Below are 17,218 nucleotides of genomic sequence, written 5' to 3' on the forward strand. Positions count from 1 at the left end.
AAAATATAAACATGCCAAAATTTCTCCTAAGCCTAATTTTTATATGTGCCACTACTTTTATGTGGGCGCAAGATTCGCAACAAGAAAAACTGGAACAGCGTAAAGCTCAAATTCAACAGGAAATTAGAGACAATGAAAAAATGTTGCAGTCGGTAAAGAAAAAAGAAAAATCGGCAGTAAATGTTTATTTAATTCAGGCCAATAAAATAAAGCTGAAAGAGAAGCTGATTAATACTACGGCAAAGCAGGAAAAACTTTTGAGCAATGATATGTATATTAATCAGGTTAAGGTTAATAAACTGAAAAAAGAACTGGAAGTACTAAAAGCGGACTATTCTAAAATGATACTTAAATCATACAAGAGCCGTTCGGAGCAAAGTAGAGCCATGTTTATTTTATCTTCAGAGAGTTTTTTACAAGCCTACAAAAGAGCACAATATTTAAAACAATATACCAATTTCAGAAAAAACCAGGGATTGGAAATTCAATCCAAAACGGCACAGCTGGAAGATTATAATGCGAGACTGAACGGTCAGCGTATTGTAAAGAAAAAGATTATTGCTGAAAATGAAAAAGAAAAACAAAGTTTAGAAACTGAAAAGAAAGAGCAGCAAAAATTAGTTAATTCGATTAAAAAGGACAAAAATAAAATTATTGCCGATACCAGAAGTAAACAACAGGAAGCCAAAAGAATTGACAGACAAATTGATCGTTTGATTCGTGAGGCAATTGCTGAGGCCAACAGAAAAGCGGCCCTGGAAAGAGCAAAAGAAAACCCGGGATCGACAGTCTCTAAAACTCCGGTTTCATCGTCTAAAATTGCATTGACTCCGGAAGGAAAAATTTTGGCGGCCGATTTTAAAGCAAACAGAGGAAAATTGCCTTGGCCGGTAGAAAAAGGATTTATTTCACTAGGATATGGTGATCAGCCACATCCGCTTTATCCGTCACTAACGGTACACAATTCAGGAGTTGAGATTACTACCGAACAAGGAGCCAGTGCACGTGCTGTATTTGAAGGAGTAGTATCGAGTGTAATTGTTTTATCGCCAATCAACAGAGCCGTTATGATTCAGCATGGAGATTATTTTACGGTTTATCAAAATCTTAGTCAGGTTTTTGTTGAGAAAGGTGACAAAGTAAATGTAAAACAAAGCATTGGAAAAGTGAGAACCAGTGGTGACACCGGAAAAACAATCATTAAATTCTTAATTCTTCAAAACACATCCAATAATAATCCGGAAGGATGGCTGCAAAACAGATAAAGCTATTGGGTTCAGAATTTAAAAAAATCCCTTTCACGAATATGATTCAGTGAAAGGGATTTTTTCTTGTTTTAAAAGCCTAAGCTGAAAGAAAAGCACTTGTTCAATTTTGTATGGGAGTTTTCAGTCCGCATAATTTCCAACTTTTCTTTAAAATAAGGGTTTTTTTTGAAAGAAAGTGAACCTGAATACAAAAATCATCCTATTGTTCATTTGAAATTGTATCGATTGAAATTTAAAAATAGTATTTTTGCAGTATGGAAACAAACAGACAGAAAAAAATAGGCGGTGTCATCCAAAAAGATTTGGTTGATATTTTGCAAGGTGAAGTGCGAAAAAACGGAATCACTAATTTAGTAATTTCAGTATCCAAAGTTAGTGTTACTTCAGATTTATCTGTGGCGACAGTTTATTTAAGCATTTTTCCTCAGGACAAAGCAAAAGAAACTTTAGAAGGTATAAAGTCAAATACAACTTTAATCAAACATGATTTATCACAACGTGTGCGTTTGCAATTACGTCGTGTACCGAATCTGGTATTTTTTATTGATGACTCTTTAGATTATATCGAAAAGATTGATAATGCGTTATCCAACAGAGAAAACCCAATTGAAAACCGTGATCTTTTAGAAAAAAGAAGAAAATCATAAATTGAATTTCCCCCTTTACATAGCCAAACGTTATATTTTTAGCAGAAGTAAAAACAATGCTATTAATATCATCAATCGTATTGCCAGCATGGGAATTATTGTTGGAACAATGGCTTTGTTTGTGGTTTTGTCCGTTTTTAGCGGACTAAAAGTTTTCAGCCTTTCGTTTACAAACGAAATAGATCCTGATTTAAAAATGAGCAGTACCTATGGGAAATCATTTTTGATCACACCGGATCAGGAAACTCAGCTTAAAAACATTGAGGGTATTGCTTCTTACAGCAAGATAATCGAAGAGCGGGTTTTATTTTTGTTTAAAGACAAACAGCTGGTAACCTATCTAAAAGGTGTTGACAAAAACTATGTTGTTGTTAACGATATCAGGAAAAAACTTTTTAACGGAGAATGGCTGAAACCAGATACGTATCAGGTGGTTATTGGTTATGGAATTGCCCGCGATTTTTCGTTAGGAATCCTTGATTTCGAAAACCCTTTGCAAGTATTTGCCCCTAAACCCGGAAAAGGAGCTATTGAAAACCCGGAAGAAGCGTTTAATAAAACAGACGTTTTACCAGTCGCAATTTATTCCATCAGTGAGGATTTAGATTCAAAATATGTTTTTGCTGATTTGAGTCTGGCGCAGGAATTACTGATGTACAAATCAAATCAGGTTTCGGGAATAGAATTCAATCTGAAAGAAAATGCCGATGAAGGTGCGATCAGATCGCAGCTCCAAAAAGTATTCAAAAATAAAATCACGATAAAAAGCAGAGCGCAGCTTAACGAGTCTTTGTACAAGATGCTCAATACCGAAAACATAGTGGTTTACCTGATCTTTACACTGGTGATCATTGTAGCTCTTTTTAATTTAGTTGGGGCTTTAATCATGATGATTTTAGAGAAGAAAGCAAACTTAAAAACACTTTTTAATCTGGGAACAGAAATCAACAGCTTGCGAAAAATATTCCTGCTTCAGGGAACGTTATTGAGTGTTTTTGGAGGTCTAATTGGTCTTGTTCTGGGAATTATTCTGGTCCTGCTTCAACAGGAATACAACCTGATTATGCTGACACCCACTTTGGCATATCCGGTAGTTTTTACTTTAGAAAATGTACTCATTGTTATGGGAACCATTGTATCACTTGGTTTTGTTGCCTCTTTAATAGCCAGCAGCCGGGTAAGTAAAAAGCTTTTAGATTAATATTTCTACAAGGAAAATATTACCTATATTTATCGTCTTAAAAATCTACAGCATATGATTGTTTCTGCTTAGTCCTATTTTATTTTTGGAATAATTAGGATACTTACGTTTATTTTTTGAGTTCAGATTCTTACATCTGGACAAATTTTATCATTTATCTTAATATATCATGACAGAAACTACCATACAGAAAAGTTTATTTTCTAAAATTTACACTACTTTAAAACAAGCACTCAGAGGAGACGAATCTTTTGATTACACCGCAGGAAACATAAAAAAAGCAGTCATTCTATTAGCCATTCCGATGGTTTTGGAAATGATGATGGAATCTGTTTTTGCGCTGGTCGATTTGTATTTTGTCGGGCATTTGGAGCATAGTAGTTTTGCGATTCAAACCGTAGGATTAACCGAGTCGGTTCTAACTATTATATATTCTCTGGACATCGGATTGAGCATGGCAGCAACGGCTGTTGTAGCAAGACGAATTGGGGAAAAAGATCCTGTTGCCGCTGCAAAAGCAGGTATGCAGGCGTTATTTATTGCATTTGTGCTGAGTATTTTTCTGAGTATTTTCGGAATTATCTATGCAAAAGATATTCTTCTTTTAATGGGAGCATCTGCAGATGCAGCCGAACATGGCTTTAGATACACTCAAATTATGATTGGTTCCAGTTTAAGTATTACCTTTTTATTCCTGATCAATGGAATTTTCCGTGGTGCGGGAAATGCGGCCATTGCAATGAAAAGTCTTTGGATTGCCAATATTTGTAATATTATTTTATGTCCGATACTAATTAATGGTTTTGCTACAATTCCTGCGTTTGGTTTAGTTGGTGCCGCGATTGCTACTACTACAGGAAGAAGCCTTGGAGTGCTGTATCAGATTTATCATTTGTTTTATGGAAATGGAGTTTTAAAAATTAAAGTTTCTTATTTAATTCCGGACCTCACGCAGATAAAAGCCTTAGTTAAAATTGCAGCCCCGGAGTATTACAATTTGTTATAGCTTCCTGCAGCTGGATTTTTCTGGCGCAGTTGGTGGCTACCACGGGAGGCGATCACGGATCGGCAGGTTATCAGACAGCTCTTAGGATAATGATGTTCTTTATTCTTCCAGCCTGGGGATTAAGTAATGCCGCCGCAACTTTGGTGGGGCAAAATCTGGGGGCCAAACGAGTTGATCGTGCGGAAAAATCAGTATTTACCACAGCAAAATACAACGTAATTTTTATGGCAACCATCATGATCGTTACACTGTGTTTTGGAGAGTATATTATCTCGTTTTTTACGAATGATGATTTGGTTAAAACCGTTGCGGTTGAAGCACTGCAAATCATGAGTATCGGATTTGTCTTCTACGGAATAGGGATGGTTTTGACCAATACATTTAATGGGGCAGGAGATACCTGGACACCAACAGGAATTAATTTCTTTGGGTTTTGGTTGTTTCAGATTCCATTAGCTTATGCATTAGCCAAACATTTTAATATGGGACCAAAAGGTGTTTTTATAGCCATTCCGGTTGCCGAAACTGCTATAACGCTTGCCGCAATATTCTTTTATAAAAGAGGAAAATGGAAACGTGTTCAGGTTTAGGTTGTACAATATTTCTTAAAAACAAACGTTGAAATACCGGTAACCAATAACTAACATTATGAGAAATCAAATTAAGTTTTCAACCTTTTTAGGAATTTTAGGATTAGGGATTATTTTTGCTTTTAAACCTTTTGACAAAAAGATTATTGTAATTGATGCCGGTCATGGAGGAAATGATTTTGGGGCAACCTTAAATGATGTTCAGGAGAAGAGCATCGTAGAGAAAATTGCGAGAAAAATTAAAGCTCAGAATAATAATGAGAACCTGGAGATTGTTTTATTACGTGAAGGAGATCATGACATGGAATTAAAAGAAAGAGTTTCAATGATTAATAACATAAATCCAAGTTTAGTGATTTCGCTACACCTTGCTTCTTCACCAAATTTTAGTAAGAACGGGATAGAAGCCTACATTTCTTCAAATGCAAAATTTCACAATCAATCTAAAGCATATGCGGAAACTTTACTTGAAAAAGTAGCCGCTAATTACTTTTCAGAAGGAATAGTTAAAGAAGCTCCTTTTTATATTTTGAAAAATTCAAATTGTCCAGCAATGACTCTAGAAGTTGGATATTTGTCAAACATAAATGACAGAAATTATATTACCAGCGAAAAAGGACAAGCCGAAATTGCAGATAAAATATTAGAAGCAGTAAAGTAAGACAGCTTTTATTAAATACAAAAAGGGCCTTCAATTTTGAAGGCCCTTTTTTAGTTTTGTAAGAAGTTTGCATATAATTTAAATCAATAATGTTTAAATTTGCTTTATGAAAGATGCTATTCAAAATAAGATTAATAAAATTCAGGAAATTTCTTTAGCTTCTGCTTCTAAAAAGAACATAGCAGATATTGACGAAGTTAGAGAAACAAATAACAATGACAACCTGACTAAATCAATTCGAAATGCAAAAGAAGCTGAATTATTCTTTTCCGAATTAAAATCTGCTATTGATTTAGCCAAAAGAAATTTTGCAAAAAATGCTTTAGAATAATTTTCGGTTATAAAAAGATATATTATAAAGAAAGGCCTTCAATTTTGAAGGCCTTTCTTATTTTTTAAACAAACTCATATCCGGCATAAACCTGTTCGATCTCTTTCATAATGGCGAAAAGATTTTCAGGTTCGTCTGTGGTAACCAGTTTTTGTTTGTATTCTTTAAACGAATGGATGCCTTTGAAATAATTGGTGTAATGACGGCGCATTTCTACAATTCCTAAACGTTCACCTTTCCATTCCATTGACCACATTAAATGGTTTCTGGCGGCTTCAACGCGATCAATAACGGTTGGAGCAGGTAAGTGCTCACCGGTATTAAAATAATGCTTTATTTCGTTAAAAATCCACGGATAACCAATCGCGGCACGACCAATCATGATTCCGTCGATACCGTATTCATTTTTATATTTTAAGGCTTTTTCCGGACTGTCGATATCGCCATTTCCAAAAATAGGCATGGTGATTCTCGGGTTGTTTTTTACACGTGCAATGTGCGACCAATCGGCGTGGCCTTTGTACATTTGTGCACGGGTTCTGGCGTGAATTGTTAAAGCCTGAACACCAATGTCCTGAAGTCTTTCGGCAACTTCATCAATGTTGATGGAGCTTTCATCCCAGCCCAAACGGGTTTTTACCGTAACAGGCAAATCAGTACTTCTGATAACCGCTTTTGTTAAACGTACCATCAAATCTACATCTTTCAAAACTCCAGCTCCGGCACCTTTACAAACTACTTTTTTTACCGGACATCCAAAGTTAATATCAACCAAATCCGGTTTAACAGTAGAAACAATTTTAGACGAAAGTGCCATTGCCTCCTCATCACCTCCAAAAATCTGAATTCCAACCGGACGTTCGTAATCAAAAATATCCAGCTTCATTCGACTTTTGATAGCATCACGAATCAATCCTTCCGACGAAATAAATTCAGAATACATTAAGTCAGCGCCATGCGTTTTGCACAATCTGCGAAACGGCGGATCGCTCACATCTTCCATCGGTGCGAGTAATAAAGGAAATTCGGGTAATTCTATGTTGCCAATCTTGACCATCTTCAATATTTTTTGCAAAATTACAACATTTAGTTCAATTTAAAAGATTCTAAGTCTCTAAGATGCTAAGGTTCTGAGTTTTCATTCTTATTTAATATTAAAAGAAAAACTTAGAACCTTAGAATCTCAGTATCTTAGCAACTTTAAACAGTAACTCTATAATCAAAAAAACGAATAGGTTTTCGGCTCATCGGATTAAAAACCAAAGGATTCAAAGCTTCTTTTGCGGCGAATTCAATCTTTGGTGTTACTCTTAGTTTGGCTCTGAAATGGTCTTTGATTTCCTGTAAAAATTCAGGACTTTGATTTTTTACGGCTATTTTTATCAGGATTTCATCGGTTCCCAAATCGTTGGTAGAGATCTCGATAATATGATTTTCGATATTATCAAAACCGCTCAAAACATCATTCATCGCTGGCGGATAAAGTGTTGTGCCTTTGTATTTGATCATTTGTTTTTTACGGCCAACAACAGGACCAACACGTAAAGTATTTCTTCCGCAGGCACAAGGGCCGTTGTGTAGTTGTACAATATCTCCGGTTTTGAAACGCAGTAAAGGCATGGCTTCAATACCTAAAGTGGTAAAAGTCAATTCGCCAATTTCGCCTTCTTTTACAGGAATGTTATTTTCATCTAAAACTTCAATAATGATCAGTTCGGGATGGTGATGACCACCAACGCCGTGTTCACATTCGGTAAAAGCAGTACTCATTTCGGTGGAAGCATAAGTCGAAAACAACTTAATACTCCATTTTTCAGTGATTTTATTAGACAAAGTATTCATGGAAAAATCTTGATTTCGCAAAGATTCTCCAATACAAATTGCTCCTTTTATGCTGGAGTTGTTGTAGTCAATTCCGTGTGCTTCGGCATATTCGATCAACTTTAATAAAAAAGAAGGAACGGTAATGAGGTAAGACGGTTTGTATTTTAAAATAGAATCCCATTGCAGTTCCGGAATTCCGGCACCTACCCGAATGACACCGACTTTTAATTTTCGCAATCCCAGAAAATAGGCCAGACCAGCCATAAATTTTCGGTCAATTGTTGTCATTAGCTGTACCACATCGCCTTCAGCAATTCCGGCACAGGCAAACGAAATGGCTTCGTTATAAGCCAAACGGTCGAGATCAGAATCGGTTAAACCAAAAGTAACAGGATCACCTAAAGTCCCGGAAGTAGAGGCATAATCAATAATTTGATGTTGTGGTACACACAAAAAATCATCGTTGTATTCTTGTAAATCTTCTTTTGTCGTTACGGGCAAATGCTGTAAGTCTTCAAGTGTCTTAATCTTCGAAAGATCAATGTTCTGTCCGGCAAAAAGGCGTTTGTAAAAAGGAGAATTTTGACCGATATAGTGTAAGAGTTCCGCTAATTTCTGCTCTTGAAAAAGTTTAATTTCTTCTAAAGAATTTTTTTCTATTAATGGAATCATTGTAATTTTCTTTTGATTTTTTTTAAATATTTTTCAAGGACTGCTTTGTCAGGAACAGTGGTAACCTCTTTTGTTAAAGCTTTTTCAAAATTAGACTGGGAAAGCTGGTACTGTTTTTTTTGATAAAAGTACAACCCTGCTTTGTAATACACAACCCAATAATCAGGGTTTAACGATTGGTAATTATGAATAAACTCAGGACTTATGGTTTCTTTGTTTTTCAGATACAAATCGATCTTGTGGTCTTCAGTTCTAAACTTCCGGTAATTTTTATAAGAAACGGTTTCTAAAAAAGGATCTTTTGGAATGTCTAAATTTACTTGCTGAAACGAAACAATTGAATCTGTTTTTCGCTCTTTAAAAACAGTATCCAGATTATAGCAGACAAATTCGCCCAATTGATATGGATTTGCCGATACCCAAACCTGTTTTGTTGCAGGTTTAAAGATAACACCGTGATGGGCCATCAACTGGTTCAATGCTTTTTCATTTCCGTACCCCAGACTAATGTTGTTCAAACCCTCTTTATTGCGCAGTATATCGGATGCAATTTTGGGATTGATTTTCGGATTTTCGAAAAAAAGTTCCTTCATTTTCTCGAGACGATATTCGGAATGGCTATTGGCAATTTGGGATTGGTTGCGTTTGTCGTTTTTTAATTCCTCTCCCTGAAAATGATTGGAACAGAACAATTGATCGCTGTTTGGAACATCGTAAACATCCATTTTTTTAGGTGTGACTTCAATTAGAACCGCTTTATTGTCTTCGGCACTTCCCACCATTATGGATTCTGATACAAAAACGGCTCTTTTTTGGGCAATAGCAATGGCTTCGCTGATGTTTTGAGCATGCTGTAATATTTCGCGGGTAAGAATCGAAATGGGTGTTTTGGCAATCAGCGGAATTTTAGATTTTCCGGCATTAATGGTAACGGTTAGTCCCTTTTCATTCATTCCGGAAACAGCACCAATCATGCCGGGCCAGGTAATCATCATAAATTTGTGGCCTTCTTTAGGATTGATAAATGCTACGATTTTGTTTTCTGCGAAAGCATCATTCACATAAAAATCAAAGTTGCGTCCGAGAATTAAATTCCCGTCTTCCGACTTCTCTCCCCAGGCAGCAAAAGAGGAACAGCCTACCAAAGCCAGATCCTGCAAGGCATGACCAATATCGTGTGCGGCATGCAGGTATAAACTGCGTTGGTACTGCGGCGCTATATTATCAAAATCACGTGAGGTATATTGTGAAACGCCAAAAATCTCGGTTTGATATTCGTTGGGAACATTTGAATAGAGTTTTCGATTGTACCATTTGAGGAAATGGCGAAGGAGTTTTTGCTGAAATTTTGAAGGAACAATATCCTGTATTTTAGAGAAGAAAATATGCTCCTGCTTTTTTAAAAGAGAATCAGACAAAGCACCGGTATTGAGCCCTATTTCCAGAGGATCACCTTCGGCATACAATTCCCAGAGGCCCTGCTTGTTTTTTAAAAGTGAATTTTTTCCGGAAACAAAAACACTGTCATCTATTTTGATTACGGTAGGTTTTGTTGCGTTATATTGGGTTAGATCAGGCTGGTGACGCATGGATTTTGATGTTCCGCAAGATGCTAACATCGTTAAAAAACCGATAATGAAAAAGAGTATAATTCGGTTTTTCATAGCTTTTTATTCAGAGGCCTGATTGATTTTGGTTACTAAATACTCTTTTCCAACAATTTCAGAGCAGGTTACCACAGCGCCAATGGTGACTCCCAAAACACCGTGCATGTTAATACTTTGGCCTGTAAGATATAAATTATTCAGTTTGGTTTTTGACGGAATTAGCGTTTTCATCGGATTACTGGAATCTTTAACATATCCGTACATATTACCGCTGTCACCTCCAATATAATCCCGATAGGAGAGTGGTGTCGAGGTATGAACGGATTGAATGCAGTTTTTGATACCCGGAAATTTCAGTTCGATCTCTTCTAAAAATCTCGCTGCTTTTCTGGATTTAAATTCTTCATAACTTTCTCCGCGGTCATTTTCCTCAACGGTAGTATTAAAAGTATCGCTCCACGGAAGTACATCATCGTATTTCATATAGGTAATAAAAGTCATCCCTTCGGCCCATTCTTCCTGCTTTTTCGAGGCATTCATAGAAGCCATAAAAGCTTTTGGCCAGGAAGTATCGTCATAGTCATGAGAGCTCCAGACTTCGCTGCTTTTCTTAAAATGATAGTGGTTGTGATTGATGTATTTGAAAGTTTCCGGTTTAAAAACGAGATACAGACTAAAAGCCGAAATAACACCTTCAAGACTTTGAACCCGACTGTAAAATGATTTTCGGAAGTGTTCTTCACCCGTCATTTTCAAGGTCGTTTTGGGTTCAATGTTGGAAATAAAATAAGAGCCGGAAACACGGGTTCCGTCTTTCATGTCTACCGAAGTTACTTTTTTGTCTTCGACATTAAAACGGGTAACTTCTTTGTATTTGTAGAATTCGCCACCGTATTTTTTGAGCTGTTTTAAAAGTTGTTTTGTAATCTGACTTCCACCATTGATGCATCGCCACGAACTTTGTATGTAGGAGTTTACAGAAAGGGCATGAACATAAAATGGTGATTTATCGGCAATTCCGGCATACAAAAAATTAGAACCGGCCAGAACCGCTTTTAGCTTTTCATTTTGGGTGCATTCTTCAATCGTTTGTTTGGCGTTTAAACCTAAAATTTCATTATCGTATTTACCTTCCCATTCTAAATTGTAGAGCGGAAAAGATTCGCAAATTGCTTTTATTCTTTTGCAGTATTCCTCGATATTGGCTTTTTCATCGGGGAAAAATTGCACGAGTTGATCCGTAAAATTGGCGTAACCCTGTGCATGAGGATATTCATTTGGATCGTCTTCAAAAGAAATGATATCAAAACCGTTATCGTCTAATTTTTTAAGATTTAGATGGTCCATAATCCCCAAATACTTAAAATATTTGTAGAGATTTTGCCCTTCTGCTAGGCCTCCGATATAGTGAATTCCGGTATCAAAAATGGTTTTATCGCGCACAAAAGTCTGGAGATTTCCCCCATACTGATTGTTTTTTTCGAGTACACAAACGCTATAACCTTCTTTGGCGAGAATAATCGAAGAGACCAATCCGCCAAGTCCGCTACCCACAATTACAACATCGTAATGCTCTTTCATGCTAATTTTTTCTTTACTATCGTGATGCCTTTTTCTTCTGAGAGAATTTCAAAGCCGGAGGTCATTAATTTTGTTTTATAATGAAGGCAATATATTAAAATTATGGTAGAAAATTTTGAAATGATTTTTTCAGGATCCTCGTTATAACTTTCGTCAGAAATCAAAAGAATATCGTATTGATTTTCAAGTACAGCTTCTAATTGATCCGGATAAATTATTTTTCTTTTCTTTAAAAAATAGTTGGTTTTTGAAACCGCCCGTTTTTCTTCATCCTCGTTAAAGGAAGTTATTTTTCGCTGGGGCTCCTGCAAGCTTAGCAACACATCCAATTGCCCATAATCATTGGATAAATGTAATATTTTGGCATTCGCCGAGAACTGTTTGTTTAAACGGTAATAGGTTTCCAGATTGTTTTTTAAATCGTTTTTGACACTGTTGATAATTTCAATTTCCTTGTAATCGTAACTGTGCAGAAGCATTTTTTTGAAATAGTCAGGACCTTCTAACTGCTGACGAATTTTGCGGTACTCTTCTTTAAAAAAAGCACTCATTTGTTTGGTTCTCTCGGCATAATTTTTTCCGAAAGAAAGATCATCAGGAGCAATTCTTTCTAAAATTGAAACCGTAAGCTGGCTGTTATGAATGACAAAATCACCTTTTGGAATGGCTTCTGAAGCGCCGTGAATGACCACAGGAATAATATCCAGATTAAATTCTTCTGCCAGATAAAATGCACCTTTGTGAAAACGCTTGACCAGATTGCTTTCAGAACGTGTTCCTTCAGGAAAAATCATCAGCGAATAACCTTCGTTTACTTTTTGACGCAAATGTTCCACTCCGCCTTCGATTCCTTCCGAAACCGGATAGAAACCTGCTTTTCGAACGGTACCGCCAAAAATAGGAGAGTTGTACACCCAGTCGCTTACCAAAAAGATAATTTTTGGACTCAGCATTCCCATGGCCAGAATATCAATAAAAGAAGAATGGTTGGCAATAATAATGGCCGGTTTTTCAAAGGTTTCACCAAATTTATTAATGACCTTTTTACGAAGAAACGGATTGGAATACAAGACCGATTTCATGAATTTGGAGATCACATAACGGAAGGCTTTCATTTTTGTTTTCTCCTTTATCGGAAGAATCGGCATGATGGTGATGCAAAAAAGTGACATCACGATTCCGCCCAGACCGTAGTAGAAAAAGGAAATTACACCGTGAACAAAAGTACGCAGGACAAATGGAGGATTCCCTTTTTTGGAACGGTTTGAAATGAATAGTTTAAAAAGAATCGGGTAGAAAATAAACGTAATAATAAGTGCTGCAAAAACCCCGATTAAAGACACAGACGAGATCGATCTCAGGGCAGGATGCTGTGCAAAAATCATAGCACCGATTCCTAAAATAGTGGTGATGACTGCAAGAATAATAGAAGTTCGGTAAATAGCGATTTCATTTTTCCCTGTCGTATATTCTTTTTGGAGGGCACTGGTCATAAAAATACTGAAATCGACACCGTGACCAAAAATCAGTGTACAAACGATCATGCTGAAGATGTTCATCTGAATGCCAAAAATGCCCATAATTCCGGCCGTAACAATTCCGGTTAAAGCAATCGGAATGCAGCTTACAATGACCAATTCGAGTCTTCGGAAAAAGAAAAACAGAATCAGAATTACAGCTACAAACGAATAATTGACCAGCGAGTTAAAATCGGTTTTTAAAGTACTGAAAAACGTTTCGTTCATTTGCTGGCGATCAATCGCAATCAGATTTTTTTTAGCGGTGGCCAATTTTACAAAAGCATCTCTTTGCTCCGGACTTACTTTTACCAGAGTAGAAATCGTGAAGAAACCGTCTTTTTCGGTTACAAATTCTTTTAGTTGTAAAGGTTGTATTTTCAGGTATTCCTGTGCCGAAATGGGTTTGAAGTCAAAGTTTAAATGATCAAAAAAGGCAGTATAGGTGGTGGGTTTAAAGCCAAGTTTTAAACCTTCGGCAATTAGTCCGGTTTGTAAAAGCTGTTTTTTGTTGGCGTCCCAAAACGAATTCCACTGATCGATTTTTTGCTGTTGTTCCTGTCGGGAAAGCATGATGCCTCCAACAGAACTAAAATTTAATATTTTGCCGTTTTGTTTTTCTTTTGATAAATCGGTAAACAGGGCAGAGTTGTTTTGCAAAACCTCTTCCATGCTATTTCCGTAGGAGGCCACATAAATGGTTTTTGAGGTAAGATTTGTGCTTTCTTCCAGCTCTTTTTCAGCGGCTTTTATTTCTTTCGGAATAAAATTCAATTGCGACAAATCGTTATTGAATCCTACATTTTTATACGTAAAACAACAAACAATGGTAATTAAAACACAAAAACCGATTAGGATTTTGTTGTTGTGAAAGGAAAAATGAGCGAGTTTATCGATCACATTTTTCTTGTGTTCTGTATTGTTTTCTTTTGGCTTGTAGAGATGCGGAACGATTAAAAGAGAGAAAAATGCGGAGGCCATTACAATAACCGCGGCAAAAATTCCCAAATCATTTAAGGCATCAGATTTTACAAAAAGCAGACATAAAAAAGCAACGGCCGTGGTTGAACTGCTCATAATTACCGGCATGGTAATGTCTTTGTACAGTGTTTTTACATCGCTGTTGTGTTTGTAATGGGTAAGGATATGAATCGAATAATCGATGGTGATTCCTAACAAAATAGAACCAATTCCAAGTGAAATGGCCGAAATATGTTCTTTCACAAAATACAAAAAGGCTACGGCAAACAAGGCTCCAAAAAGGGTGGGAAGAAAAATAATTAAAGGGATAAGTACTTTTCGATAGAATAAAATCAAAATCAACATCAGCGTAAACATGGCGATCGAAGTGGTCAGAATGATATCACTTTTGATTTGATTGGCATTTGCCACGGCAATCAGCGCCGAGCCAAAATAACTGATCGAAGTTTTGGTTTTGAATTTCTGATTTAGCTGGTCCTGAATGGATTTTAGTTTTTCGGCAAAAATGGTATTCTGTTCCGTTTCACTCGAAGGAAGATTGGAGGTGATAAAAAGAAGGAGTTTCTTTTTGTCTTTGGTCATGACAAAACCATTGTCAAGTGTAAAATCGTCGCCAATATTTAATTGCTGTAACTTTTTTAAAGCGATAAATGAAATTCCCAGCGGATCCTGTAGAATAAAATCTTTTGTGATAAATCCGGACGGAGAGATAATCGACTTATAATTGCCCTGAACTGTCGCTGCAATACTGTCTTTCTGCAGTTTACTTTGCAGGGCTTTGTAATCTTTATTTTCCAGAAAAAGAGGCAGATTGTTGTAGACAAAATCGATGGTTTCCTGAATGTTTTCTTCATCAAGTTTTCCTTGAATTCCAGTTACATAGGGTTTGCAGGATTGTGCAACACTGTCTGAAAAGGCAGTTGCCATTTCCTTTAAATCTTCTTCGGTTCCGTTTTTATCGAGTTTGAAGATAACGGTAATTTTATCAGCAAAATTAAGCTGTTTGAGCACTTTTGCCGTGGCATCTGCTTTATCGTTGGTGGGAATCAGTTTGGTGATGTCCTCTTCAAATTTAATTTGAGAGGCAAAAAATCCAAAAGCAAAGAGCATCAAAATAGCCAAAGCAACCGATAACGTTTTTCGTCGGTTTACAAACAAATGAATGGCGTAGAAATAGTGATGCATAAGTATTTAATATTGTTTTTGGGCTATAGTTTTTTCGCCACGAATTAGCAAAAATATTTTTTTTAATGCGTGGCCAGACTTATATAATCTTTGTTTTATTTTTAGCACTAAAAGCGGTTAAAAGCAAATAACTGATTAAACCTGCTGAGAGCGCTAAAACGGATGCTAAAATAAGACTTCCCACGATATATTGTGTAGCATTTTTTTGAATATCATCGAGTGTAAGCGAGCCATCTAAAGTTAGTGCAACATCATTCGAAACAAAATAACTTCCCATTTTTAAAGAACCGTAAATAACAAACGGGATGAACGGCGGAAAACTCACATTGGAAGCCAGATAAGCAATCACTTTATTGAGCTTAAGTAAGGTAGCAAAAGTTAAAAGCAATACGGTTTGAAATCCCCAAAAAGGAGAAATTCCGATAAAAATGCCCAAAGCAATTGCCGCCGATTTCTTAAAATTAGAATCGCTGCTCTCTAAAATATCTTCAAGGAAGAATCGTTTAAAACCTTTTTTTTTTGCTCTTCTAAAAAAATCTCTCGGTTTAATATACAGCAAGGCATTAAGAACCAAAACGGTATTTAAGATACTGATTCGCGTAAAGTCTTTAAAGGGACGAAAGTGTGAAACACGTTCAGCGGGATCGTACAAAATCTGAATCGGAATGTTTTTAACGACAATACCTTTCCAGGCAGAGCGAACGATTACTTCAATTTCAAACTCAAATTTATTGGTATAAAAGCGTTTCGGAATGAGTCGTAAAGGATAGAGTCTGTAACCAGATTGGGTATCGTCAAGTTTAATTCCGGTTTCAAATTTAAACCAGAAATTAGAAAATTTATTTCCGAAACTACTTTTTTTAGGCACATTTTCCTGTGTCATATTGCGGCTTCCAATCAATAAGGAGTTGGGTTCGTTTTGAATCGCAGCAATAAAATTCGGAATATCTGAAGCAAAATGCTGTCCGTCTGAATCAATGGTAATGGCATACTCAAAATTCAACTCGATTGCTTTTCTGAAACCATTTCTTAAGGCTCTTCCTTTTCCCAGATTTTCAGGATGATGAATTTGAGTGTATTGCGAATAGTGTTTCAGGATTTCAAAAGTTTCATCCGTCGAACCATCATTAACAATAATGATATTTGAAGTGAAATCTAAGACAGAATCCAGCACTCTTCTCAGCGTTTTATGATTATTGTACGTTGGAACAATAACACAAAAGTGAGTCGAACTTAACAATTCCTGCTGTGGTAAAGTAGGTTTCATGGGGATTTTTTTCCTTAGTTTACTTTACAAATTGTCTCTCTTTTTCAGAGAAACTCTTTGATTGTAAAATAAAGTCTTTTAGGTATTCTTTTAAAGTGGCATTTTGCTCAGCGTAGTGGTCCGTGAGGTATTTTTTGTCTTCTTTAATGTTTTTTTTATAACCGGTAATTCCGGGAACGTTCTCCTGAATGCTCAAACGAATCATTCGCATTTCAATATTATTCGGATCGTTTTTTATAGTGGCTTCCAATAATTTGGCACCTTCTTTAAAACGGGCCATTTTATTTTTTAACCGATCTTCATATTTTGAATCCAATAAAATAGAGGCCGCTTTGTAGGCCACCAAAATGGTATCATCGTTGTTAGAAACAGCGGCGAGTTTTTGTGAAAATTCTTTAGCATTCGATTCTGATTTTGTGACGTCAGAGTACATTTTTCTAACGCTGGCCAAATCCGGAGTACCTGCAAAATTAATCCATAAAAGTAAAGACAGTAATAGTTTCATAGTTATATCTTTTTGTACACATTGCTCAGTTTCAGGGCAACGGTGTCGTTAAAATAAGTGGTGTTTTTCACCTTAACCAAATCTTCTTCTGTTGTAACGATATCCAGTTCTAAACGCAATTCAGGATTTATTTCGGGATTGATTAATGCCATAAATTTTACATTTGAAAGCGTCTGGATCATCAAAGTACTTTTGGTAATTGACTCTGTAAGCTCTTTAATAATCTGGATCATGCAAACTCCCGGCATAATTGGATTCCCCGGAAAATGACCTTTGAAAACGTCATGTTTTTCATTGACCAAAATCGCAATTGTATATTTAGAATCTCCTGTTTTTTCTTCGGAAAGAACTGTGTAAAAATCTTTTAAAACCATA

The 17,218-nt window shown here is 36.3% G+C and carries 13 protein-coding genes and 1 pseudogene; 6 read left to right on the forward strand and 8 right to left on the reverse strand.

The genetic code is table 11. The annotated features are described in order from the left end of the window. Positions 1 to 11: 11 nt before the first annotated feature. From OLM61_RS08015 to OLM61_RS08040, 6 genes and pseudogenes are all read left to right on the forward strand, one after another. A complete protein-coding gene (locus OLM61_RS08015; protein WP_264525856.1) occupies positions 12 to 1,265 on the forward strand; it encodes a murein hydrolase activator EnvC family protein in 1,254 nt (417 codons plus the stop codon). Between the two features lie 257 nt (positions 1,266 to 1,522). Then, the gene (gene rbfA / locus OLM61_RS08020; protein ID WP_264525857.1) at positions 1,523 to 1,915 is read left to right on the forward strand and encodes a 30S ribosome-binding factor RbfA; all 393 of its coding nucleotides are present in this window, start codon (positions 1,523 to 1,525) and stop codon (positions 1,913 to 1,915) included. A 1-nt stretch (position 1,916) separates the two neighbouring features. Next, a complete protein-coding gene (locus OLM61_RS08025; protein WP_264525858.1) occupies positions 1,917 to 3,116 on the forward strand; it encodes an ABC transporter permease in 1,200 nt (399 codons plus the stop codon). Between the two features lie 169 nt (positions 3,117 to 3,285). After that, positions 3,286 to 4,712, forward strand: a pseudogene (locus tag OLM61_RS08030) (MATE family efflux transporter). Between the two features lie 58 nt (positions 4,713 to 4,770). Further along, complete coding sequence (locus OLM61_RS08035) at positions 4,771 to 5,373, forward strand: N-acetylmuramoyl-L-alanine amidase family protein (protein WP_264525859.1); 603 nt, start codon at positions 4,771 to 4,773, stop codon at positions 5,371 to 5,373. Positions 5,374 to 5,479: 106 nt separating this feature from the next. Then, entirely contained in the window at positions 5,480 to 5,704 is a 225-nt protein-coding gene (locus OLM61_RS08040) for a hypothetical protein (RefSeq protein ID WP_264525860.1), read from the forward strand. Positions 5,705 to 5,768: 64 nt separating this feature from the next. Here OLM61_RS08040 and dusB read toward each other — a convergent pair whose 3' ends face one another. From dusB to OLM61_RS08080, 8 genes are all read right to left on the reverse strand, one after another. After that, complete coding sequence (gene dusB, locus OLM61_RS08045) at positions 5,769 to 6,761, reverse strand: tRNA dihydrouridine synthase DusB (protein ID WP_264525861.1); 993 nt, start codon at positions 6,759 to 6,761, stop codon at positions 5,769 to 5,771. A 143-nt stretch (positions 6,762 to 6,904) separates the two neighbouring features. Then, positions 6,905 to 8,200 (reverse strand): phenylacetate--CoA ligase family protein, encoded by a 1,296-nt coding sequence (locus OLM61_RS08050; RefSeq protein ID WP_264525862.1) that lies wholly within the window; start codon positions 8,198 to 8,200, stop codon positions 6,905 to 6,907. Further along, positions 8,197 to 9,864 carry a C45 family autoproteolytic acyltransferase/hydolase gene (locus OLM61_RS08055; protein WP_264525863.1) on the reverse strand — a complete coding sequence of 556 codons (1,668 nt, stop codon included), beginning with the start codon at positions 9,862 to 9,864 and terminating at the stop codon, positions 8,197 to 8,199. The genes OLM61_RS08050 and OLM61_RS08055 overlap by 4 nt, the downstream gene beginning before the upstream one ends. Before the next feature lie 6 nt (positions 9,865 to 9,870). After that, positions 9,871 to 11,388 (reverse strand): phytoene desaturase family protein, encoded by a 1,518-nt coding sequence (locus tag OLM61_RS08060; RefSeq protein ID WP_264525864.1) that lies wholly within the window; start codon positions 11,386 to 11,388, stop codon positions 9,871 to 9,873. After that, on the reverse strand, positions 11,385 to 15,071 hold the full coding sequence (locus OLM61_RS08065) for a 1-acyl-sn-glycerol-3-phosphate acyltransferase (protein WP_264525865.1): 3,687 nt from the start codon (positions 15,069 to 15,071) through the stop codon (positions 11,385 to 11,387). The genes OLM61_RS08060 and OLM61_RS08065 overlap by 4 nt, the downstream gene beginning before the upstream one ends. Positions 15,072 to 15,150: 79 nt before the next feature. Beyond that, positions 15,151 to 16,338: a DUF2062 domain-containing protein gene (locus OLM61_RS08070; protein ID WP_264525866.1), complete on the reverse strand. Its 1,188-nt coding sequence runs from the start codon at positions 16,336 to 16,338 to the stop codon at positions 15,151 to 15,153. 19 nt (positions 16,339 to 16,357) lie between these two features. Beyond that, positions 16,358 to 16,843, reverse strand: coding sequence for a hypothetical protein (locus tag OLM61_RS08075; RefSeq protein ID WP_264525867.1), 486 nt, complete (start codon positions 16,841 to 16,843; stop codon positions 16,358 to 16,360). Positions 16,844 to 16,845: 2 nt separating this feature from the next. Then, positions 16,846 to 17,217, reverse strand: a complete 372-nt coding sequence (locus tag OLM61_RS08080) for a 3-hydroxyacyl-ACP dehydratase (RefSeq protein WP_264525868.1) — start codon at positions 17,215 to 17,217, stop codon at positions 16,846 to 16,848. Between the last annotated feature and the right edge of the window lies 1 nt (position 17,218).

The sequence above is a fragment of the Flavobacterium sp. N502536 genome (genome assembly GCF_025947345.1).
Lineage (GTDB): Bacteria > Bacteroidota > Bacteroidia > Flavobacteriales > Flavobacteriaceae > Flavobacterium.